The 21,420-nt window shown below is 34.5% G+C and carries 17 protein-coding genes; 9 read left to right on the top strand and 8 right to left on the bottom strand.

Annotation, left to right across the window (positions count from 1 at the left end; translation table 11 throughout):
- Position 1: 1 nt before the first annotated feature.
- Entirely contained in the window at positions 2–1,132 is a 1,131-nt protein-coding gene (locus AB671_RS19060) for an alpha/beta hydrolase (protein ID WP_066676930.1), read from the bottom strand.
- A gap of 173 nt (positions 1,133–1,305) precedes the next feature.
- On the opposite strand from AB671_RS19060, the gene glgB reads away from it, so the two are divergent.
- The 7 genes from glgB (at position 1,306) to apaG (ending at position 11,927) form a co-directional block, all read left to right on the top strand.
- Entirely contained in the window at positions 1,306–3,255 is a 1,950-nt protein-coding gene (gene glgB / locus AB671_RS19055; protein ID WP_066676957.1) for a 1,4-alpha-glucan branching protein GlgB, read from the top strand.
- A complete protein-coding gene (locus tag AB671_RS19050) occupies positions 3,252–4,658 on the top strand; it encodes a glycogen synthase (RefSeq protein ID WP_066676928.1) in 1,407 nt (468 codons plus the stop codon). The genes glgB and AB671_RS19050 overlap by 4 nt, the downstream gene beginning before the upstream one ends.
- 16 nt (positions 4,659–4,674) lie before the next feature.
- Positions 4,675–5,943: a glucose-1-phosphate adenylyltransferase gene (locus AB671_RS19045; RefSeq protein ID WP_066676927.1), complete on the top strand. Its 1,269-nt coding sequence runs from the start codon at positions 4,675–4,677 to the stop codon at positions 5,941–5,943.
- 186 nt (positions 5,944–6,129) lie between these two features.
- Positions 6,130–7,173 (top strand): SRPBCC domain-containing protein, encoded by a 1,044-nt coding sequence (locus AB671_RS19040; protein WP_228390905.1) that lies wholly within the window; start codon positions 6,130–6,132, stop codon positions 7,171–7,173.
- A gap of 123 nt (positions 7,174–7,296) precedes the next feature.
- Positions 7,297–10,110 carry a 2-oxoglutarate dehydrogenase E1 component gene (locus AB671_RS19035; RefSeq protein WP_066676924.1) on the top strand — a complete coding sequence of 938 codons (2,814 nt, stop codon included), beginning with the start codon at positions 7,297–7,299 and terminating at the stop codon, positions 10,108–10,110.
- Positions 10,111–10,216: 106 nt separating this feature from the next.
- Positions 10,217–11,458, top strand: a complete 1,242-nt coding sequence (gene odhB, locus AB671_RS19030; protein ID WP_066676922.1) for a 2-oxoglutarate dehydrogenase complex dihydrolipoyllysine-residue succinyltransferase — start codon at positions 10,217–10,219, stop codon at positions 11,456–11,458.
- 82 nt (positions 11,459–11,540) lie between these two features.
- The gene (gene apaG / locus AB671_RS19025) at positions 11,541–11,927 is read left to right on the top strand and encodes a Co2+/Mg2+ efflux protein ApaG (RefSeq protein ID WP_066676920.1); all 387 of its coding nucleotides are present in this window, start codon (positions 11,541–11,543) and stop codon (positions 11,925–11,927) included.
- Between the two features lie 52 nt (positions 11,928–11,979).
- Here apaG and AB671_RS19020 read toward each other — a convergent pair whose 3' ends face one another.
- From AB671_RS19020 to AB671_RS19010, 3 genes are read right to left on the bottom strand one after another with little or no spacing between them, the layout of a single operon-like run.
- Positions 11,980–12,534, bottom strand: coding sequence for a 3'-5' exonuclease (locus AB671_RS19020; RefSeq protein ID WP_066676918.1), 555 nt, complete (start codon positions 12,532–12,534; stop codon positions 11,980–11,982).
- Between the two features lie 42 nt (positions 12,535–12,576).
- Positions 12,577–13,566 (bottom strand): glycosyltransferase family 2 protein, encoded by a 990-nt coding sequence (locus AB671_RS19015; protein WP_066676916.1) that lies wholly within the window; start codon positions 13,564–13,566, stop codon positions 12,577–12,579.
- Positions 13,567–14,445: a lysophospholipid acyltransferase family protein gene (locus tag AB671_RS19010; RefSeq protein ID WP_066676914.1), complete on the bottom strand. Its 879-nt coding sequence runs from the start codon at positions 14,443–14,445 to the stop codon at positions 13,567–13,569.
- A 79-nt stretch (positions 14,446–14,524) separates the two neighbouring features.
- Here AB671_RS19010 and AB671_RS19005 point away from each other — a divergent pair, with 79 nt between their 5' ends.
- The gene (locus AB671_RS19005; protein WP_066676912.1) at positions 14,525–15,100 is read left to right on the top strand and encodes a thioredoxin family protein; all 576 of its coding nucleotides are present in this window, start codon (positions 14,525–14,527) and stop codon (positions 15,098–15,100) included.
- A 35-nt stretch (positions 15,101–15,135) separates the two neighbouring features.
- Here the strand turns inward: AB671_RS19005 and AB671_RS19000 are convergent, their stop codons facing one another.
- The 4 genes from AB671_RS19000 to AB671_RS18985 form a co-directional block, all read right to left on the bottom strand.
- Positions 15,136–16,497, bottom strand: coding sequence for an aldehyde dehydrogenase (locus AB671_RS19000; protein WP_066676910.1), 1,362 nt, complete (start codon positions 16,495–16,497; stop codon positions 15,136–15,138).
- Between the two features lie 42 nt (positions 16,498–16,539).
- Positions 16,540–18,102 carry a hypothetical protein gene (locus AB671_RS18995; protein ID WP_066676908.1) on the bottom strand — a complete coding sequence of 521 codons (1,563 nt, stop codon included), beginning with the start codon at positions 18,100–18,102 and terminating at the stop codon, positions 16,540–16,542.
- A gap of 495 nt (positions 18,103–18,597) precedes the next feature.
- A complete protein-coding gene (locus AB671_RS18990) occupies positions 18,598–19,644 on the bottom strand; it encodes an HlyD family secretion protein (RefSeq protein WP_066676906.1) in 1,047 nt (348 codons plus the stop codon).
- 5 nt (positions 19,645–19,649) lie between these two features.
- Positions 19,650–20,984, bottom strand: a complete 1,335-nt coding sequence (locus AB671_RS18985) for a TolC family protein (protein WP_228390904.1) — start codon at positions 20,982–20,984, stop codon at positions 19,650–19,652.
- Between the two features lie 135 nt (positions 20,985–21,119).
- Between AB671_RS18985 and AB671_RS18980 the strand changes: the two genes are divergently transcribed.
- Positions 21,120–21,420: AraC family ligand binding domain-containing protein (locus AB671_RS18980; protein WP_185116242.1), on the top strand; the 301-nt coding region annotated here is incomplete at its 3' end.

The following is a 21,420-nucleotide window of genomic DNA, read 5'->3' as shown; positions in this document are numbered from 1 at the left end:
TTTAAATCGTTTTATTTTTAATATTTTCCTGTTGTGGTGTTACTTCAACAGGGTTTTCTGTATTGTTATAGAAAAGCCATTCAATGGCTCGCGGAAATTCCTGTGACCAATAAAATTCGCTGTGTTCACCGTCAGGATTGATATTGGTTTTAAATTCAAAATCAAAAAGGTTTTTCTTTTCCCACCGTTTTAAATAGTTTTCAAAAACCTGAATTCTTTTTACCATTTTAGCCCCTTCCTGTTCGCCCCCATAAAGATAGATTTTAGTTTTAAAAGGAACTCTGAAACTCATCATCGGAAAGTTATTATTAGGTTCTATCCAAAGCGAAGGTGAAAAAATCAGCAGTTTAGAATAGACTTCAGGATAAAGAAAACCACTGTATAAACTGATTAATGCGCCTAAAGAGCTTCCGCCGATTCCTGTGTTTTCGCGGTCTTTTTTTGTGCGGTAATGCTCATCAATAAAAGGTTTTAGAGTGTCTGTAACAAATCTGATGTATTTTTTTCCTTCAGATCCGTTGGCAACGTTATCATTATCAAAAATATATTCTTTGATCCGGTCTTCGCTTCCGTGTTCTACTGCGATCACAATAACATCTCCACGACCGTATTCTGCAAGAATAGATAGCTTTTTGTCGATCTCCCAGTTTCCGTACGCACTGCCTTCATTGAATAAATTTTGAGCATCCTGAAGATAAAGCACAGGATATTTTTTATCTGAAATATAATAATAGTAGGGTAGAAGTGCCCAAACTTTTCGGTAACGGTCAAGCTGCGGAATGTAAAATTCTTCAGAGATGACTTCAACAATAGGGAAGAACTCATCTTTAAATGGTCCCCAGTTGAATCTCCATTTTTCTACAAAATCAGTGGTTATGGCAGATCTTTTTTTGACCTTCCTGTTGGGCGTAATGTTTCCATATTGATCCAGTTCTACATTTTCCCAACCGCCTTTTGTAAATTTATATTCTATATCATCACCCAGCAATTGGTCTTCAATGTCAATGCTGTAGGTGTTTTCATCCAAAATTTTAAGTTGAAAATGATAATCTTTCGGATTCCATTTATTAAAATTTCCGGTGATGAAAATGGGTCTGTTGTCTTTTTCTGCCGTATTGAGCGTAAATTTCATTCTGTGTTTTTAACGGTTTTAAAACTTTTAAATTTATAAAAAATATTTTTATGAATTCTTTTTAATATTGATTAAAAATAGCTCCTGCCAAAGGAAAATTTTATATATTTGGTAGTCATCGTAATTCAGTAAAAGATATATGTTTATGATGATGTAGACCAAAACCGATTATGATGAATTTTGTAAAAACCTACACCCTTTTTACGGATCATGATGTTTATCTTTTTAAAGAAGGTAAACATTACAGACTCTACGAAAAGTTTGGTGCTCATTCTGTTGAGAAAGACGGAATAAAAGGGGTTTATTTTTCGATTTGGGCTCCGAATGCCAAGAAAGTTTCCGTTATCGGGAATTTTAATAACTGGAATCACCGCGAACACATCCTTTTTCCGAGATGGGATCAATCCGGGATTTGGGAAGGTTTTATTCCTGCACTTTCCTTGGGTACACTTTACAAGTATGCAATAGAAACTGTACAGGGAGAAATCTTAGAAAAAAGTGATCCTTATGCTTTAAGTTGGGAACAAAATCTCCAGGCTGCATCAATGGTCTCTACCAATTGGTATGAATGGGGAGATCAGGAATGGCTGGAAAAACGTTGGCAAAAAAATAGTTTAGATGCTCCGATCTCCGTTTACGAATTACATTTAGGTTCGTGGCTACGAAACCAAAATAATCCTGAAAAATTCCTAAATTACAGAGATATTGCCTCAAAGTTGGTTCCTTATATTAAGGATATGGGTTTTACTCATGTAGAATTCATGCCCGTGATGGAATATCCTTATGATCCGAGCTGGGGGTATCAGATTACCGGTTTTTTTGCGGCGACGTCTCGTTTTGGTTCTCCGCAGGATCTAATGTTTTTAATTAATGAACTTCATAAAAATGATATTGGCGTTATTTTAGATTGGGTTCCTTCCCATTTTCCGGGTGATGCAAATGGATTGCACCGTTTTGACGGTTCTTATTTATATGAACATGAAGATCCCAGAAAAGGCTTTCATCCCGATTGGAAATCTTATATTTTTAATTACGGACGAAATGAAGTGAAATCTTTTTTAATTTCAAATGCGGTGTTCTGGCTCGATCGTTATCATGCAGACGGACTTCGGGTTGATGCGGTAACTTCGATGCTTCATTTAGATTATTCGAGAAATGAAGGTGAATGGGAACCGAATATTTTTGGAGAAAATGTAAATCTTGAAGCAAAAGCTTTTCTTCAGGAATTTAATACAGCCGTTTATAAAGAATTTGGAGATAATATCATGACTATTGCTGAGGAAAGTTCAGATTTTCCAAAGCTGACAAAACCTGTACATGAAGATGGTGTTGGTTTCGGAATGAAATGGATGATGGGTTGGATGCACGATACTTTATTTTATTTTAAAGAAGATCCGATAAACAGGAAGCATCATCATCACAAACTGACTTTTTCTTCGATGTATATGTATAATGAAAATTATATGATTCCGCTTTCTCATGATGAAGTGGTGCACGGAAAAGCCAGTTTGATCTATAAAATGAAGGGTGATGAATGGCAGAAATTTGCTAATCTCAGAGCTTTGTATGTTTATATGTTTACGCATCCCGGAGCAAAATTATTGTTCATGGGTGATGAATTCGGGCAAACCAGTGAATGGAATTTTAAACAGAGCTTAGATTGGCATTTGTTGGAATATCCTGTTCATAAAGGTTTGCAGACTTTAGTAAAAGATTTGAATCATCTTTATAAGAACGAAACTGCGCTTTTTGAAAATCAATTCAATCAAAATGGTTTTGAATGGGTTGAAGCCAATGATCAGGAAAATTCTGTCTATATTTATTTAAGGAAAGGAAAAAGACGGGATGATGTTTTTATGGTGATCTTAAATCTCACTCCAAATGTTTTAGATTATAAAGTTGGCGTAAATTTAGGAACACACTGGGAAGTAGTTTTGAATTCTGATGATGAAAAATACAGTGGAAGCGGAGTTGAAGCGAATATTTTCAGAGAAGATCATGATGAATGGATGAATCGCCCAAGATCAATAAGCCTGAATCTTCCTGCACTTTCCGGAATTATTTTAAGACCGAGAAAAGATAAAAAGTATAAATTAAATAGGATCAAACAACATAAAAAATGACAATATTTCACCTCAGTACAGAATGTTATCCCGTAGCAAAAGTTGGCGGACTTGCAGATGTGGTCGGTGCTTTGCCAAAATATCAAAATAAAATAAAAGAGGTTACCGCAAAAGTGGTGATGCCTTGGTATAATAAACATTTTGTATACGATTATGATTTTGAAGTGGTTTTTGATGGCTTTATTCATCAGGGTTCCAATATGCTTCAGGTTCAGGTAATGAAAGAAACTACAAATGTTTTGGGATTTGAATTGTTTATGGTGAAAATTCCCGGTTTGCTTGATCGTGAAAGTCCTTATGGTTATGAAGATGAAAGTTTTCAGTTCTTAGCTTTTCAGCAAGGAGTTTTACATTGGTTAACTGCGATGAAAATTCGTCCCGATGTTTTGCATTGTCATGATTATCATACCGGTTTGGTTCCTTTTATGATAGAAAATTGCGAAGAGTTTGAATTTTTAAAAGGGGTAAAAACCATTGGAACAATCCACAACGGAGAGTATCAGGGAATAATGAGTTGGGATATGGTCAATTATATGCCTGCTTTTGACCATCACAAGTGGGGGCTTCTCGACTGGAACGGATTTATTAATCCTTTGGCGAGTATGATTAAATGTTGTACCGCTTTTACTACTGTTTCAGAAGGTTATCTTGAAGAGTTGTTTGTGAGTTTCAGAGGTCTTGAAAGTTTGGTAAGAGAAGAATTTTCCAAAGCTTATGGGATTATAAACGGAATCGATACTGATGTTTGGGATCCTCAGACCGATCCGATGATCGATTTTAATTTTAATAGCAAAAATGCGCTTAAAATAAAGAAGAAAAATAAGGCTAAACTTTGTAAAGAATATGGTTTAAACCCTGAACTTCCTTTGTTTGCTTTTATCGGAAGATTTGCTACTGAAAAAGGCGCAGATCTGCTTCCGGATTTAATTTGGCGAAGCATTAAGCAGAGTTTTGGAGGTTTGAATATTATTGTTCTCGGCTCAGGAAATGCTTACATAGAACAGCAGTTGAAAGAATTAGATTCGGTTTATTCAAATTTTGCGACAGATATTGGATATAAAGAGCATCTTTCTCATAAAATTTACGCTTCGGCAGATTTTTTGTTGATGCCTTCAAGAGTTGAACCTTGCGGTCTCAATCAGATGTATGCAATGCGTTACGGAACTGTTCCCGTCGTGAGTTATACAGGAGGATTGAGAGATACTGTGAAAGATATTACAACCGGAGGTTCCGGCTTAAATTTTACCTATCCCGGAGTTGACGATATTATTCACGCGATGAGTCGTGGTGTGAATATTTACAAAAACAGAACACAAATGGATGAATTGGTCTTGTCTAATATGAAATTTGACTTTGCCTGGGAAAAATCAGCTGAAAAATATTTAACATTATATAAAAATTAAAAAAACGCAGATATTTATGAAACACAACGTTATTTCTATTGTGTTGGGAGGAGGTAGAGGAACAAGGCTTTTTCCATTGACCTATACAAGGTCTAAACCCGCTGTTCCAATTGCAGGAAAATACAGATTGGTAGATATTCCGATCTCGAATTGTTTGAATTCAGGACTAAATAAGATCCTGGTTTTGACTCAGTTTAATTCGGCTTCTCTTAACTCGCACATTAAAAATTCTTATCACTTTGATATTTTCAGTCAGGGTTTTGTAGATATTTTGGCGGCGGAGCAGAACGTTGACAGTGACAGTTGGTTTCAAGGAACTGCAGATGCGGTTCGCCAATCGATGAAGCATCTTGAAAAGTACGATTATGAGTATATTCTTATTCTTTCAGGTGACCAGCTGTATCAAATGGATTTTAACGAGATGCTCGATTTCCATATCGATAACGGAGGTGATGTTACGATCGCAACCATTCCTGTAAACGCAAAAGATGCAACGGGTTTTGGGATCTTAAGATCTGATGATGATGGAAACATTACTTCATTTGTTGAAAAGCCCGGATTTGATGAGCTTGAAGGTCTACAATCTGAAGTTTCAGAAGAAAATAAAGCGAAAGGAAAAGAGTTTTTAGCTTCGATGGGAATTTATATTTTTTCTAAAACAATTTTAAAGAAAATGTTTGATGAGGGAGCTGGAGATGATTTTGGAAAAGATATTATCCCAAATTCTATCGGAAAATATACAACGCTTAGTTATCAATATGAAGGTTATTGGACTGATATTGGAACGATTGAATCTTTCTACGAAGCTAACTTAGATCTTTGTCATGATTTTCCCCAGTTCAATCTTTTTTCATCAGCACCAATTTTTACACGTGCAAGAATGCTTCCGCCATCAAAAGTGAACGGTTCGTATGTAAGCAAGGCAGTTTTCGGAGACGGATGTATTATTATGGCAGATAAAATTGAAAATTCTGTTATTGGAAACCGTACAAGAGTTGATAAAGGCAGCACGATTGTAAATTCCTATATTATGGGAGCCGATTTTTATCAAAATACCACAGAAATTGTCAATAACGACCGAAAAGGTTTACCCAACATGGGAATCGGGAAATACTGCTACATTGAGAAGGCGATTTTAGATAAAAACTGTTTTATTGGTGATAATGTAAGGATTATTGGTGGTAAACATCTTCAGGACGGTGATTACGGAACCCATTCAGTACAAGACGGAATTGTTGTCGTGAAAAAAGGCGCAGTTCTAAAACCGGGAACACACATTGGGTAAGTAGCTGGAAGTTTGATGTTGGAAGCTGGGTGTTTTGAGAGCTAATAACTTTCAAGTTTAGTTTTTGATTCAAAATTTCCCAGTCGAATATCAAATATTCAACATCAAACCTCCATCACCCATCAAAAATAAAAAGCAAGAGTGACCAAAGATATTGGTCACTTTTTTTATTTGTATTACTTTTGTATGATGCGTTTTTTCAAAATTATAGCGGTTATTGTAGTATTGTTGGTGGGAGCTTATGCAGCTTCTATGTACTATTTTGTGGATGAAAGTAAAGAATTTACCATAGAAAAAGAGGTAGACTATCCTTTAGAAAAGGTTTTTAATCAGTTTAATAATTTGCAGAATTTTACACGTTGGAATAATTTCTTTTCCAGCTCAAAAACGATCACCATTGATTATTATTCGCCTTACGAAGGAAAAGGAAGTGCTATCAGTTATGATGACCCTAAGAGTAAAGATGGCGGCGAAATGTTTATCCGCTACGAAAATCCAAATAAAACCTTGAGATATCAGCTTTTCGAAGATGAAGATGAAAATCCTACTTTGATCGATGTAAAATTTACAGCAGTTTCAGCGGAAAAAACAAAAATTACATGGTATGTACATACTCCAAAATTATCGGTTTTATCAAGGGCTCAGAATTTTTGGACGGAAGATAAATTTGCAGATAATATTGAGAAAAGCATGCTTAATTTGAAAAATGTTTTAGGCAATAAGGTAGAAAAAGACAATCAGTTGGCTGCCATAAAATATGACAGTCTGATGGTGGAAAAAGAAGAGGCTAAAATGATTTTGGGTATCAATGTAAGTACTTCTAATAAGAAAGATGCTTTGTATAAAAATATTGTCATGAATTATAACAAGGTCAATAATTTTGTGACGATGGATCTAGGCAAAAAAAATGATGAGGTAGGGTATCCGGTTCTTATTACCGATGCCGATAATTTTAAAGATAACGAGGTTTCTTATTTTTTCGGAATTCCTTTATCAAAAAAAATAGGAGTTACCGATAATAATTTTAATTTCAGATCTATAAGCCCTACAGAAAATTATGTAATGTATTACAAAGGTTCTTATCCGGGAAGAATAAAAGCAATTCAGCAGCTTATACAAAAAGCAAAGAAAGATGAAATGCGTTATGGTGATGTTTATCAGACTTTTATAGAGCCACCTGTAGATGGTCAGGATGTTAATCTGAAACTTTCTCTCTCTGTTTATAGATGATTTTTTCCCAATTATCTTTTTTATATTTTTTTTAAGGTTTTGAGGTCATCCCAACTCGGTTTTTTTTATTAAATTTGAGGATTAATACGTTAAACAAAATTTAATAATAGATAAACTGTAATAATGGACAGATTTTCATTCCTAAACGCAGCTCATTCTCAGTTAATTGAGGATTTATACCAACAATACTTAAAATTCCCTGACTCTTTAGAACCATCATGGAAAGCCTTTTTTCAAGGCTTTGATTTTGCGATTGAGAACTACAGTGATGACGAAAGCATCCAGTATGTACAAAATTTGGTAAAATCTTCTCCTGCTGTGCAGCAAATTTCTCAGGCTGCTTCAAACGGTGAAGTACCAGAGCATATCAAAAAAGAATTTAAGGTGGTAAACCTTATTGAAGCTTACAGAACGAGAGGGCACTTGTTTACAAAAACAAACCCTGTACGTGAAAGAAGACATTATACACCCACTTTGGATATTGAAAATTTTGGTCTTAATCAATCAGATTTAAATACAAAATTCAATTGTGCTGTAGAAACAGGAATGAAAGGTCCTGCAACTTTACAGGATTTGATAGCTCACTTACAAAGCATCTACTGTGATTCTATTGGTGTGGAATATATGCACATCAACAATGTTCAGGAGAAAGACTTTATCAAGCAGTGGCTTCAGGTAAACGAAAACCACCCAATTCTTTCTGCAAACGAAAAAACCGAGATCTTATTAAAATTAAATCAGGCGGTTGCGTTTGAAAATTATCTTCATACAAAATTTGTTGGTCAAAAAAGATTCTCATTAGAAGGGGGCGAAACTTTAATCCCCGCTTTGGATCAGTTGATTTCAAGATCTTCTCAGCTAGGAGTAGATGAGGTTGTTTTAGGGATGGCTCACAGAGGAAGATTAAATGTTCTGACAAATATTTTCGGGAAATCTTACAAGCAGATTTTCTCAGAGTTTGAAGGGAAAGAATTTGAAGAAGATGTATTCTCAGGTGACGTAAAATATCACTTAGGTTCATCTAAAAAAATAAAAACTGCTTCTGGAGAAGAAGTGGCTATCAACTTAACGCCAAACCCATCTCACTTAGAGACTGTAGCAGCTTTAGTTGAAGGTATTTGCCGTGCAAAAGTAGACGATAAGTATAAAGATTACTCTAAAGTTTTACCAATCATCATTCATGGTGATGGTGCAATTGCAGGACAAGGTATTGCTTACGAAGTTGCTCAGATGATGACTTTGGAAGGTTACAAAACGGGAGGAACCGTTCATATTGTTGTAAATAACCAGGTTTCATTTACAACAAATTATATGGATGCTAGATCTTCTACCTATTGTACAGATGTTGCGAAAGTTACAGAATCTCCTGTAATGCACGTTAATGCTGATGATGCAGAAGCGGTTGTTCATGCTATTCATTTTGCTGCTGACTTCAGAGCTAAATTTGGTAAAGATGTTTATATCGATTTATTAGGATACAGAAAATATGGTCATAACGAAGGTGATGAGCCAAGATTTACACAACCTAATTTGTATAAATTAATCTCAAAACATCAGAATCCAAGAGAGATTTATAAAGATAAATTGTTGAAAGATAACGTTACATCAAATGATGTAATTGCAAAAATGGAAACAGAATTCAAAGCGCTTTTAGATAAAGACTTTGATGCTTCTAAGGAAATCGAAAAGAATGTGATGGATATTTTCATGGCAGATGACTGGACTAATTTCCCGATTGCAAAAAGAGGAGCTGTACAAGATGCTGTTGATACAAAATATGATTTAGCTAAGCTAAAAGAATTGGCAATTAAAATGTCAACGCTTCCTGCTGATAAAAAATTCATCAACAAAATTACAAGACTGTTTGATAACAGAATCAAAGCTATTGAGGCAAACTCTTTAGATTGGGCTCTTGGAGAATGGTTGGCTTATGCTACACTTCTTGTAGAAGGTCACAACGTAAGAATTTCTGGAGAAGATGTAGAGAGAGGAACTTTCTCTCACAGACACGCTGTTGTAAAAACTGAAGATACAGAAGAAGAATATATTCCTTTAAAAGAAGTTTCAGAAAGCAGATTTGATGTATTCAACTCTCACCTTTCAGAATACGGAGTTTTAGGATTCGATTATGGTTATGCAATGGCATCACCTAATACTTTGACGATTTGGGAAGCTCAGTTTGGAGATTTCGTAAACGGAGCTCAGATTATTGTTGACCAATATTTGGCTGCAGCAGAAGAAAAATGGAAAATTCAGGACGGTTTGGTAATGTTGTTACCTCACGGTTCAGAAGGACAGGGTGCAGAACACTCTTCAGCAAGATTGGAAAGATTCCTTACACTTTGTGCTAACGAAAATATGGTTGTGGCGAATATTACTTCTCCAGCAAACTACTTCCACTTATTAAGAAGACAGTTGAAATGGGCATTCAGAAAGCCATTGATCGTGATGAGTCCGAAATCTTTATTAAGACATCCAAAAGTGGTTTCTCCGCTTGAAGATTTCTCAAACAAAGGATTCCAACCAATCTTAGATGATCCTACGGCAGACCCAGCAAAAATTGAAAAATTAGTATTGTGTTCAGGTAAATTATACTTCGAATTATTAGCTAAAAAAGAAGAATTGAATTGTGAAAATGTTGCTTTGGTAAGATTTGAGCAGTTATATCCGCTTCAAAATGACGCTATTGAAGCTGTATTTGCTAAATATGAAAACAAAAAATCAATCGTTTGGGCTCAGGAAGAACCAGAAAACATGGGAGCTTGGTCTTATATCTTAAGAAACTTCAGAGATACAGGAATTCAGGTTGTTTCTCCGGTACCAAGTGGTGCTCCGGCTCCGGGAAGTCACAAAATGTTTGAAAAAAATCAAAATACTGTAATCAACAGAGTATTCGACAGAGACGATGCTCCGGCAAAAAGACCAGTAACAGCTTAATTAAAAATAGAAGTTAGAAATTAGAGGTTAGAAATTTTTCTTTCATCTTTTATCTATTTTTCTCAAAGTCTTAATAAATATCAATTAAAAAAATAAAAAATACGATATGTCAATTTTAGAAATGAAAGTTCCTTCACCGGGAGAATCAATTACAGAAGTTGAAATTGCAACTTGGCTTGTAAAAGATGGTGATTACGTACAAAAAGATCAACCAATCGCTGAAGTAGATTCAGACAAGGCAACTTTAGAATTACCTGCAGAAGAAAGTGGTATTATTACTTTAAAAGCAGAAGAAGGTGAAGTGGTACAAGTAGGTCAGGTTGTTTGTTTAATTGATATGGCTGCGGCTAAGCCAGAAGGTGCTGCTGCTGACGCTCCAAAACAGGAAGAAGCACCTAAAGCTGCTGAGCCTGCAAAAGCTGAAGCTCCAAAACCAGCTCCGGTTGCTGCTCAGTCTTATGCTACAGGAACTCCTTCTCCGGCTGCTAAGAAAATTCTTGACGAAAAAGGAATCGATGCCGCTCAGGTTTCAGGTTCTGGAAGAGATGGAAGAATCTCTAAATCTGATGCTGAATTGGCTGCTGTTCCAGCAATGGGAGGAAGCTCTTTAACAGCTACAGGAGCGAGATCTACAACAACAACTAAACTTTCAGTTCTTAGAAGAAAAATCGCTCAGAGATTAGTTTCTGTAAAGAACGAAACTGCAATGTTGACGACTTTCAACGAAGTTGATATGTCTGAGATTTTCAGATTAAGAAAGCAATATAAAGAAGAATTTGCTCAAAAACACGGAGTAGGACTTGGTTTTATGTCTTTCTTCACAAAAGCGGTTACAAGAGCATTACAAATGTATCCTGATGTAAATGCATCTATCGATGGAGATTTTAAAATCAACTATGATTTCTGCGATATTTCAATTGCGGTTTCAGGTCCTAAAGGATTGATGGTTCCGGTATTGAGAAATGCAGAGAATATGTCTTTCAGCAGTGTTGAAGCAAACATCAAAGATTTGGCTATCAAAGTAAGAGACGGTAAAATTACTGTTGACGAAATGACTGGTGGTACGTTCACTATTACAAATGGTGGTACTTTCGGATCTATGTTGTCTACGCCAATTATCAACCCGCCACAATCTGCGATCTTAGGAATGCACAACATTATCCAAAGACCGGTTGCGGTTGACGGACAAGTTGTAATCAGACCAATGATGTATGTTGCAATGTCTTATGACCACAGAATTATCGACGGTAAAGAATCTGTAGGATTCCTTGTTGCGGTAAAAGAAGGGATCGACAATCCTGTAGAAATTCTATTGGGTGGAGACGAAAGAAAAGGCTTAGGATTATAATATTTTTGTAAATAGATATATATCTACAATCTCGCCTTGAAAAAGGCGAGATTTTTGTATCTAATATTTTAAATTGAATGAAATGTTTTCTAAAATTACTTCTAATATCAAAGTTTCGGTAGATCCTGAATATGATAGTAAGAACTCTTATCCTTCAGAAAACCGTTACGTTTTTAAGTATAACATCGTAATCGAAAACGATGGTGATTTCCCAATTAAAGTCCTAAAGAGAAAATGGCTTATTTTTGATGTAGGATTCGGGTTTACAGAAGTTGTCGGTGATGGTGTAATCGGGTTGACTCCGGATGTGGAAATCGGAGACAACTTTGCTTATTTTTCGAATGTTATGCTACGTTCAGGCGTAGGAAATATGAGCGGAAAATATCTAGTTGAAAACTCAGATACAAAAGAGCAGTTTGAAATTGATATTCCAAAATTTAGTCTTTTATCTGAAGTTTTAAGCAATTAATTAAATCTAAAATTAATTTTAAATAAGAGAATTATTGAGTAAAATATACAGATTAAAGCGCCTTTATCTTCAGTTTCATAAAATCTGAAACTTCATCATTGCTGGTGAGAAAAAGCTTTTCGAAAGCTAAAAGTGATATTCTAGCACAAACTTCAGCATCATCTCCGGCTCTGTGATGTTTAAACTGGATATCATGATATTCTGCAAGATGCTTTAAGCCATATTTTGGAAGGTAATTCCAAGATTTTTTAGCTAACTGAATACTACAGAGATAATTCATTTTTGGAGTAAACATTCCGTAATAATCAAGGCAACCTCTTAAAACACCGGCATCGAAACTTGCATTGTGGGCAATCATTAAAGTACCGTACATCATTTCCTGTACTTCATACCAAATTTCATCAAATCTCGGCGCATCTTTTACATCACTGGGTAAAATCCCGTGTACATCGATATTTCTCTGGTGAAAATAAGGGAAACTTGGTGGTTTTATCAGCCACGTTTTAGTTTCCACAATTTTAGAATCCTGAACAATACAGATTCCTAATTCACAGGCAGAATTTTTTTCGTGAGTAGCGGTTTCAAAATCTAATGCGCAGAAGTCCATAAATTATTAATGATAGGTAATGATTGATTAATGATGATGATATTATTTTTTGCCTCCTAAAAAATGCTTAAAAATGAGCCACTTTGTTTGGTAATATTCTGTTTTCTGATTTTTTTGTCGACGTTTAATTGTCTCGGGAAGTTGAGCATAAAACCCGAAATGCCCTCTTGCAACTGCCCAAAGATGTGAAAATCCGTTTTTGTAAGCAAAGTATAACGATGCAATTCCGTCTAAACACAATCTGAAAAATATTAACCAAATCAACTTTGGAAAAGGTAAATTTTTAAGCATCATGGAAAGATTATTTCTGATATTTAAATATGTTTTCTGAGCACTTTGCTTGTTTAAAGTTCCACCGCCAACATGATAAACTTCAGATTTTCCGGTGTAAAATATTTTTTTTCCTGAATTGATTAATCTCCAGCAAAGATCAATTTCTTCCTGGTGGGCAAAAAATCTTTCATCAAAACCATCCTGTTCCCAAAAATCTTTTGATTTGATGAAAAAACAACATCCCGAAGCCCAAAAAATTTCAGTTTCGTCATTATATTGCCCTTTATCTTCTTCCACATCATCAAAAACTCTTCCTCTGCAATACGGATAACCCAAATTATCAATCAAACCACCCGCTGCTCCAGCAAATTCAAAATAATTTTTATTATTAAATGATAAAATTTTAGGCTGAATCGCAGAAATTGACGCATCAGTTTTAAATAAATTTAAAACAGGTTTGATCCAATTCTCTGTCACTTCTACATCAGAATTCAGAAGACAGTAATATTCTGCCTTTATATTTTTTAAACCTTCATTATAGCCACCAGCAAAACCGTAATTTTTATCATTAATTACAATTTTTACGGTAGGAAAGTTTTGCTTTAAAAAATCGACAGAATCATCGGTCGAATGATTATCGATAACGTAAATCTCAGCTTCTTCAGAAAAACGAATTACGCTCGGAAGAAATTTTTGAAGCCAATTTTTACCGTTCCAATTTAGAATAACTACGGCAATGTTTTTAGAATTTTCTGTCATTTATTCGCCATCATAAGTTTTAATAGAATCCTGATATTTCCATTTTCTGTGCGACCAAAGATAGTTGTCAGGATTTTTTCTTATTGTATTTTCAAGTAACTGATGGAATTTTCTTACCACTTCGTTCTTAACAAATTTTTCTCCGTCGGGATAAATTCTGTGATAATTTACCTGATAAAAGCCTCTTTTTACTTTTTTCATGTCACAGTAAATAAAAATAAGATCCATTCTTGTAGCCAGTTTGTCATAACCAATAAAGGCAGGAGTTTTCTGATTTAAGAATTTCAAACCGTAATTTACATGAGCAACGTGTGGTGTTTGATCTGCAACAAAAAGATAAAGAGTGTCTCCATCATTTTTGCTTCTGAAAATATTTAGAATGACTTCATTCGCTTCCAAGGGTTCATTTCCAAATTTACTTCTCACTTTTTTCATCTGATCTTCCCAAAAACTGCTGTTTACTTTTCTGTAAACTGGGTGAGAATGCTTTTGTGGAGCAATTGGAGTGCATGCATTCATCCATTCCCAATTAAATACATGGCCCGCCATAAGAATAATGTTTTTCCCCTCAGCTTTAGCCTCATGAAATAAATGTTGATTGAGATATTGCATTCGAACACGGGTCTCTTTTTCAGAAATACTGAATGATTTTATGGTCTCAGCCAAATAATCTGAAAAATTTAAGTAAAATTTCTTTCTGATGGCTTTGATCTCTTTTTCTGTTTTTTCAGGAAAAGAATTTTTTAAATTCTGAGTAATAATTTTCTTTCTGTAGCCTATAAAATAGAAATTTAAAAAAAAGATGATGTCCGAAAAAATATATAATATTTTAAGCGGTATCTTAGAAATCAGGTAAAGTATTTTTATCAGGAAATTCATAAAGTATGCAAATTTAGTGATAAAAAAAATATGGTTTCATTTTTGCAGCTAATAACTATTATTTTTTTATTTTTATAGTATGAAAAAAATGTCGTTAGTAGCTCTTTTGGCTTTAAGCACATTGGCTTGGGCTCAAAAGATTGATAAACCAATAAAAGCAAAAAATTCAAATGATAAGGCTTTGTTGGTAAAAAGTGATGCAGCAGAACTGGAAGCGAAGAAAAAAGCTGCGGCAGAAGAAAAGGCTAAAATGCCAAAACCTTATGATGCTAAAGCTGACGCTCAGGCAGATATTAATAAGCTTATCGCTCAGGCTCAGAAAGAAGGAAAGAATATTATGATTCAGGCGGGAGGAAACTGGTGTATTTGGTGTTTGAGATTCAACCAATATGTACAAACAACTCCTGAATTAAAGAAAATGGTTGATGAAAATTATCTTTATTATCATCTAAATTACTCTCCAGAAAACAAAAATGAAAAAGTTTTTAGTCAGTATGGAAATCCGGGAGACAAATTCGGTTATCCGGTTTTTATTGTTTTAGATAAAAATGGAAAGATGATTCATGTACAGCAAAGTGATGTTTTGGAAGAAGGAAAAGGCTACAGTTTAGAAAAAACGAAAGCATTTTTCAATCAATGGGCTCCGAAATCATAAAAAGTAAAACCGAGAAATTTTCTCGGTTTTTTTATTTACAGAAATCTTTTAATCCAGCTTAGTTTTTTTTCAGAATAGGGCGGATATTTTATGTTGGGTTCACCCCAGGTTGCTCTTTCTAAAACTCCTTTTTGATGTGAAAAGGTTTCGAAACCAAATTTCCCATGGTAATTTCCAATTCCGGAATTTCCAACGCCACCAAACGGAAGGTTTTCATTTCCTAAATGCATGATCACATCATTGATACAACCTCCGCCAAAGGAAAGTTTATTGGTAAAGCTTTCTTTTTCTTCAGAATTATTCGTGAATAAATAAGCAGCCAAAGGTTTTTCGAGTTCTATAATTTCATTTAAGATTAAATTAAAATTAGTAAAAGAAATTACAGGTAAAATAGGACCGAAAATCTCTTCCTGCATTACTTCATCTTTCCAATTAATCTTTGTTAAGATTGTGGGTTCTATGTATCGTTTTTCTTCATCAGAATTTCCTCCAAAGTAAATTTTATCCTTATCAATGAGCTTTATTAATCGTTGAAAATTCTTTTGATTAATGATTTTAGTGTAATGTTCAGATTGAGGTTCATATTTAAATTGCTGAATATTTTTCCTCAACATTTCTAAAAACTGTTCCTGTACAGATTCTTCGACCAATAAATAATCCGGTGCGACGCAGGTTTGTCCGGCATTTAAAAATTTTCCCCAAACAATTCTTTTAGCAGCCACTTCAAGATTGGCATCTTTGGTAATGATTGCAGGAGATTTTCCTCCCAATTCTAAAACAACCGGAGTTAAATTTTCTGCGGCTGCTTTGTAAACGATATTCCCGATTTTTGTACTTCCTGTGAAGAATATTTTTTCGAATTTAAGTTTCAAAAGTTCTGTGGTTTCGTCAATTCCGCCTTCATAAACGTATAAATATTCTGGTGGAAAATTTTCATTGATGATTTTTGCCATCACTTTCATGGTATTTTCGGCAATTTCGCTGGGTTTTAAAATACAGCAGTTTCCGGCTGCTAAAGCTGCTACAATTGGAGATAATGAAAGCTGATAAGGATAATTCCAGGCTCCAATAACCAAAATATTTCCTAAAGGCTCACTATAAATTCTGCTTTTTCCGAATTGATTAGCAAGATTTGTTCTTACTTTTTTAGGTTTTGAAAGTGATTTTAAATTCTTTAAATAATACTTAATATCATTTAAAATAAAGGAAATTTCTGTGGTAAACGTATCAAATTTAGACTTTCCGAAATCTTTGTAAATTGCTTCATATAAAAGATTTTCATTTTGTAAAATCACATCCCGAAGTTTTTCAAGATACATTTTTCTGAACCTGATATTTTTCGTTTGCTGTGTTTTAAAAAATGCTTTCTGCTGTGATACGACTTCCTGAATTTCCATAAATCAAATTTCAGGAATTATAGCAAAACTTCTGCCTAAAAATCACAGAATATTTCTCACTGCAATTTTTACAGGATGATACAGTAAAACCACAAATGCTGTAATTAACGCTAACCAAAACAATCCTGTGAAAATTTCCATATTTGAAAGTAAAATGGCTTGTGCATTAATTTTAGCTTTAAAAGCTCCTGCTGTCATAGATATGGATTCATTTACCGGAAGTTTTGATATGTTTGCTCCAAAAATCTGATTCCATTGTGAATAAAAAACAGGATTGGTATCGGTAAATTCGGAACTCAATGTGTCTGAATGTTTTAAAGTTAAAAATAATATCAAATTTTGCATTAATGCATATCCGATTACGGTTGTCCAGAATCTTGTGGAAGTTCCGACTGCCGTTGCATTAGAAACATATTGTTCGGGCATTCCTGCAATGAGAAAAAACACCAAGGGCGTGAAAAGTAATCCTTGCCCGACTCCCTGAAGAAATAAGGGCGGACAAATCGTTTGAAGCGTTGTATCGGGATAAAAAGTATAAGTAAACCAAGCACAATCTATTGCTAAAATTAAAAAACCAGTGAAGAAAACCAATCTTGATGAAGCTCCTTTTGTAATACAAAGTGCAGACAGAAAAACACCTAAAAGTGTTCCTGCAACGTTCCAGTACTGAATTTCTACAATATAATCCCACGGCCATTTCCAAACGGTTGCCATAATATTGTAAACGTTATTGATGCTTGCTCTTAAAATATAAAAGATGAAGAAAAGTATGACACCAACAATCACATTTTTAGAACTGAATACTTCAAAATGAAAAAAGGGTCTTGCCGAATTTCTTTGTTTTAGCATAAATAAACCTCCGGAAATCATGCAGATAAAAAGACAGATTACGATAATATTTGATTCAAACCACATTAATCTCTTTCCGTAAATAATTGCATATGCTCCAGATTGCAGACACAACCAAAGCAGAAACCAACTCGCAATATCCAATTGGTACAATGGTTTCTTCGCAAAAAACCTGTTTTTATTGAAAATAGCCACCGCAATAATTAAAACAAAAACATGAAAATAAACCATCATTAAGATCATGTGCTGAAAATCGTAATCTTCAATACTCGACTTCAAAAGGGAAGTGGTAATTGTTCCCCCGGTGAGAATAATGGTATACATGAAAAGATAGGCAATTTCTTTGGCGTGTTTTGTTTTCAGTTCGGCAATGATCAGCGGTAAGAATATGGCACCTTCCAGAACTCCGAAAATTCCTTCCAAGACACGAATGACCAGAATAATATGATAGTCGTTGGTAATGGAAAGAGCATAAAGAATAAGAATGGAAACGGAAGACATCAGCAACGTGTAGTATTTCACACTGAAATACGCCATAAATCGCTGTATTACCAAAAGAGTAACCACGAAAGTTCCATACATTAAAATCATCAAATATTGAATGTCATCTGAATCTGCATCCATAAATGAAGAGGTAAAAGCACTGTTGGAGTGCAAAAGCGACAACAACATCAGGTGAGGAAAAAGGGCTAAAATCAAAAGCGGTAATTTCAGCCATTGAGGCACCCATTTATGATAAACTGTATTGTGATGCATGATTTTTCTTTAAAAAGCGAATCAGCTTATTAGCAAATTGCCGATTGTGTTTTATATTATTTTGTTTAATTTTTTTTAGGAGCTTAATCCCGCTTTCCACTATATCTTTTGTTTCGCTTCGCTACACAAAAGGATGCCGTTGCAATCGGGGCTAAAGTTGAGTCATTCCTTCAATGTTTATCATAATACAGAGCTTGTCATCCCGTAGGAATCTAGGCTCCAATCTTTCCTGTAGAATACTATGCTTATATTTTTACGGAATGACAAACTTGCTTAAAGAGTTTAAATAAAATTATTATTAGTGAAAAAATGCGAAAAGACAAAAAAGCAAGGTATAAAAGTAAAGATAAGATGGCAAAATTGCGATTCTGTCTTTCCGCTAAAATATTTTAATTTGAAAATTTAAAAATGAGATAATTTGAAAATTGCGAGCCGAATATTTTTACTCTAAAACCTTCAAACACTAAAACTCTCAAACACTCCTACACTCAAACTCTATATCTTTTTCGCGCTCACCAGAACATTCATTCCGGAAAGTAGTTTTTCGTTATTCTGATTGTTCTCAAGAATGATTTTCACCGGAAATCTTTGTTCGATTTTCACGAAATTTCCTGTAGCATTATCCGGTTTTATTAAAGAAAACTGCGAACCTGAAGCTGGGGAAACAGAAACTATTTTTCCTTTGAATTCAGCATTCGGATAAGCATCTGCGGTGATAATAACCTCTTTATTCTGGTCAATTTCTCCTAACTGAGTTTCTTTATAATTGGCAATAATCCATTTTTCTTGGCTTACAATTTGAACCAAAGCCTGACCTTCTTTAATCAACTGACCTTCCTGAATGGTTTTCTTTCCAACCCAACCGTCGTAAGGCGCCGTAACTACGGTGTAGGAAAGGAAAAGTTTAGCATTATTCAGATTGGCAGAGCTTTGCTGAATCTGACTTTTTACCGGAGCAACTTTTGTTTCCTGTTCATTTACACTAGCTCTCACTGCATTTTTCTGCTGTTCTAAAGCTAAAAGGTTTGCTTTTGCCTGCTCATAAGAAGCTTTGGCATTTTCAAACTGTTGTTCGGTTGCGGCGTCTTCCGAAACCAAGTTTTTATATCTTTTAAAATCCTGTTCAGTTCTCCATATTTCTATTTTTGAAGATGCTATTTTAGCATCAATAATTTTAGTGTCGCTTGCTTTGGTATTTACTCCGCTTTCAATGGTGTTAATATTCTCAGAATTTGCATTGAGATTGGCTTCAGCCATTTTTACCTGATTGACAAATTCGCGATTATCGATAATAATTAAAGTATCTCCTTTATGAACAAATTGATTTTCGTTAAACTTAATAGTTTGAATAAACCCCGAAACTTTGCTTGAAACTGGCGTTATATATTGTTCGATTTGCGCATCGTTGGTCGTCACGTTTTTTCTTGAAAAAAAATAAAAGCTTAGCATTCCGGTAATTCCGGTGATGATGAGAATCCAGGCTAATAAAGTAATCGTCTTGTTGATTCTTTTTTCCTTTCGTGTTAATTGCTTTTGTGCCATAGTTTTTATAGGTTTCCAATCGTGTATTGGAGTTGGTAATATTTTAGTTGACGATTTATTTTTACTGAAATTAAATTAGATTGAGCTTCCAGATAAGCATTGTCTGCATCGATTAATTCAGTGATTAGGCTTAATTTGTTGGTGTATTTCGTTCGTACAATTCGGTAATTTTCTTTCGCCTGATCAATTGCTTCTTCTGCGATGCTCACTTTCTGATTGGTTTCTTCAAACTTTTTGTAAGCTTCATATACATTATGTCTGATGTTTTCTTCATTTTCCTCGATCTGCAATTGGGCAAGGCTAATATTTTCCTTTGCTTCCTGCATTTTGTATTTGTTTTTATACAAACTTTCGATAGGATAGGTAAGATTGACACCAATCATTCCTAAACGATACGCATAAGGTTCTGGAGGAAAAAACATCATGTTCGGATATTTCATAAAATATTCTCCACCTGCTGTAATTTTCGGTAAATAATTAGCTTTTGTAATTTTTTCATCTAATTCCTTCAACGAAAGATTTTTGGTCGCCATTTCAACAGTTTCGTTTTTATGCAAAGCAGTTTCCGTTAATTCATTGACGTAAGGAATTTCTGCATTTTCTGAGATGAGATCTTCTGTATCAACATGCATTTCTTGGTTTTCGGGAAGAGATAGAATGGTTTTTAACTTATGTTCGGCAATTTGTACATCATTATCCAGTTCTGTCCAGCTCATTTTGTGGTTGGAAAGTTGTAGAGAAGTCCTCAAGACCTCATTTACCGTTACAACACCGTTTGTTTTTAAAGCTTTTACCTGTTTAATATTGACAGAATCCTCATGCATTTTATCATTGATTAAACCTTGCTGTTCTTTTAAATGATGGATCTGAAGAAAAGCGGTGATGATCTCCATTGTTAACTGTCTTTTGTCTAAATGTGTCTTTAATGAAGAGATTTCAGTGTCAATGGCTGCTTTTTTTTCAATATTTTTAATTTTTCCACCCATGTAAACCGGAATGGAAGCCGAAAGCGTAAAATCATACATTCCATTGATAATGTCATACTTGGTTGCTTTTCCAAATACGCCATTTTCATGTTGAAAAAGATTTGAAACCTGGTTATAGCTGGTGTGGAATTCAATATCCGGAAGTTTTTCCATTTTGAGATCTTTCTCTTTGGTCTCGGACATTTCATTTTTTAAGTGACTGATCTGAATCTTTTTATTGTTCTTTAATCCGATCTCAACCGCTTGCTGTAAGCTGAGATGTTGATAATCGATCATCTGTGAATGTAGAAAACTGCTTAATAATAAGCACAACGCCATACAGTGATATCTGTGTGCGTTAAATATCATTTTCATAAATTTATTAAATGTTTTTTGCTAAATTGATTTTGATCCTGCAAATTTACGCAGTGATAGCGAAGACGTGATTTGTGAAAACAGAAAAATATTTGTCCATTTGCGCCAAATTGATTTTTTTCTTATCTTTATTTTATGAATGACAGTCATTTTGGAGCCGTTGAAGAATTAGATGCTGAGTTTTATATATATCACGTTCTTGCAGGCAATGTGAAAACAGAGATTCATCATCATAGTTCTGCGCAATTGGTGTATGCAGAAGGCGGTATTGTACATGTTTTTACTGATTTGAAGCATTGGTATTTACCGGCAAGATGCTTCATGTGGATTCCTTCTGGAACACCCCATTATATTTTTTCTACTAGCCCGAAAGTTGATCTTTATAATTTTTATTTTAAAAAAGAAGAAAATGAAAATGGCTTTTTTGATGAAATTA

It is taken from the genome of Chryseobacterium sp. BGARF1 (genome assembly GCF_001677955.1).
Lineage (GTDB): Bacteria > Bacteroidota > Bacteroidia > Flavobacteriales > Weeksellaceae > Chryseobacterium.
Note: the sequence above shows the minus strand (reverse complement) of the source record. Positions and strands in the feature narration are given on the sequence as shown.

Coding starts and splice junctions, on each gene's coding strand:
- AB671_RS19060 (WP_066676930.1), bottom strand. CDS start 1,132: ATGAAATTTACGCTCAATACGGCAGAAAAAGACAACAGACCCATTTTC.
- glgB (WP_066676957.1), top strand. CDS start 1,306: ATGAATTTTGTAAAAACCTACACCCTTTTTACGGATCATGATGTTTAT.
- AB671_RS19050 (WP_066676928.1), top strand. CDS start 3,252: ATGACAATATTTCACCTCAGTACAGAATGTTATCCCGTAGCAAAAGTT.
- AB671_RS19045 (WP_066676927.1), top strand. CDS start 4,675: ATGAAACACAACGTTATTTCTATTGTGTTGGGAGGAGGTAGAGGAACA.
- AB671_RS19040 (WP_228390905.1), top strand. CDS start 6,130: ATGATGCGTTTTTTCAAAATTATAGCGGTTATTGTAGTATTGTTGGTG.
- AB671_RS19035 (WP_066676924.1), top strand. CDS start 7,297: ATGGACAGATTTTCATTCCTAAACGCAGCTCATTCTCAGTTAATTGAG.
- odhB (WP_066676922.1), top strand. CDS start 10,217: ATGTCAATTTTAGAAATGAAAGTTCCTTCACCGGGAGAATCAATTACA.
- apaG (WP_066676920.1), top strand. CDS start 11,541: ATGTTTTCTAAAATTACTTCTAATATCAAAGTTTCGGTAGATCCTGAA.
- AB671_RS19020 (WP_066676918.1), bottom strand. CDS start 12,534: ATGGACTTCTGCGCATTAGATTTTGAAACCGCTACTCACGAAAAAAAT.
- AB671_RS19015 (WP_066676916.1), bottom strand. CDS start 13,566: ATGACAGAAAATTCTAAAAACATTGCCGTAGTTATTCTAAATTGGAAC.
- AB671_RS19010 (WP_066676914.1), bottom strand. CDS start 14,445: ATGAATTTCCTGATAAAAATACTTTACCTGATTTCTAAGATACCGCTT.
- AB671_RS19005 (WP_066676912.1), top strand. CDS start 14,525: ATGAAAAAAATGTCGTTAGTAGCTCTTTTGGCTTTAAGCACATTGGCT.
- AB671_RS19000 (WP_066676910.1), bottom strand. CDS start 16,497: ATGGAAATTCAGGAAGTCGTATCACAGCAGAAAGCATTTTTTAAAACA.
- AB671_RS18995 (WP_066676908.1), bottom strand. CDS start 18,102: ATGCATCACAATACAGTTTATCATAAATGGGTGCCTCAATGGCTGAAA.
- AB671_RS18990 (WP_066676906.1), bottom strand. CDS start 19,644: ATGGCACAAAAGCAATTAACACGAAAGGAAAAAAGAATCAACAAGACG.
- AB671_RS18985 (WP_228390904.1), bottom strand. CDS start 20,984: ATGAAAATGATATTTAACGCACACAGATATCACTGTATGGCGTTGTGC.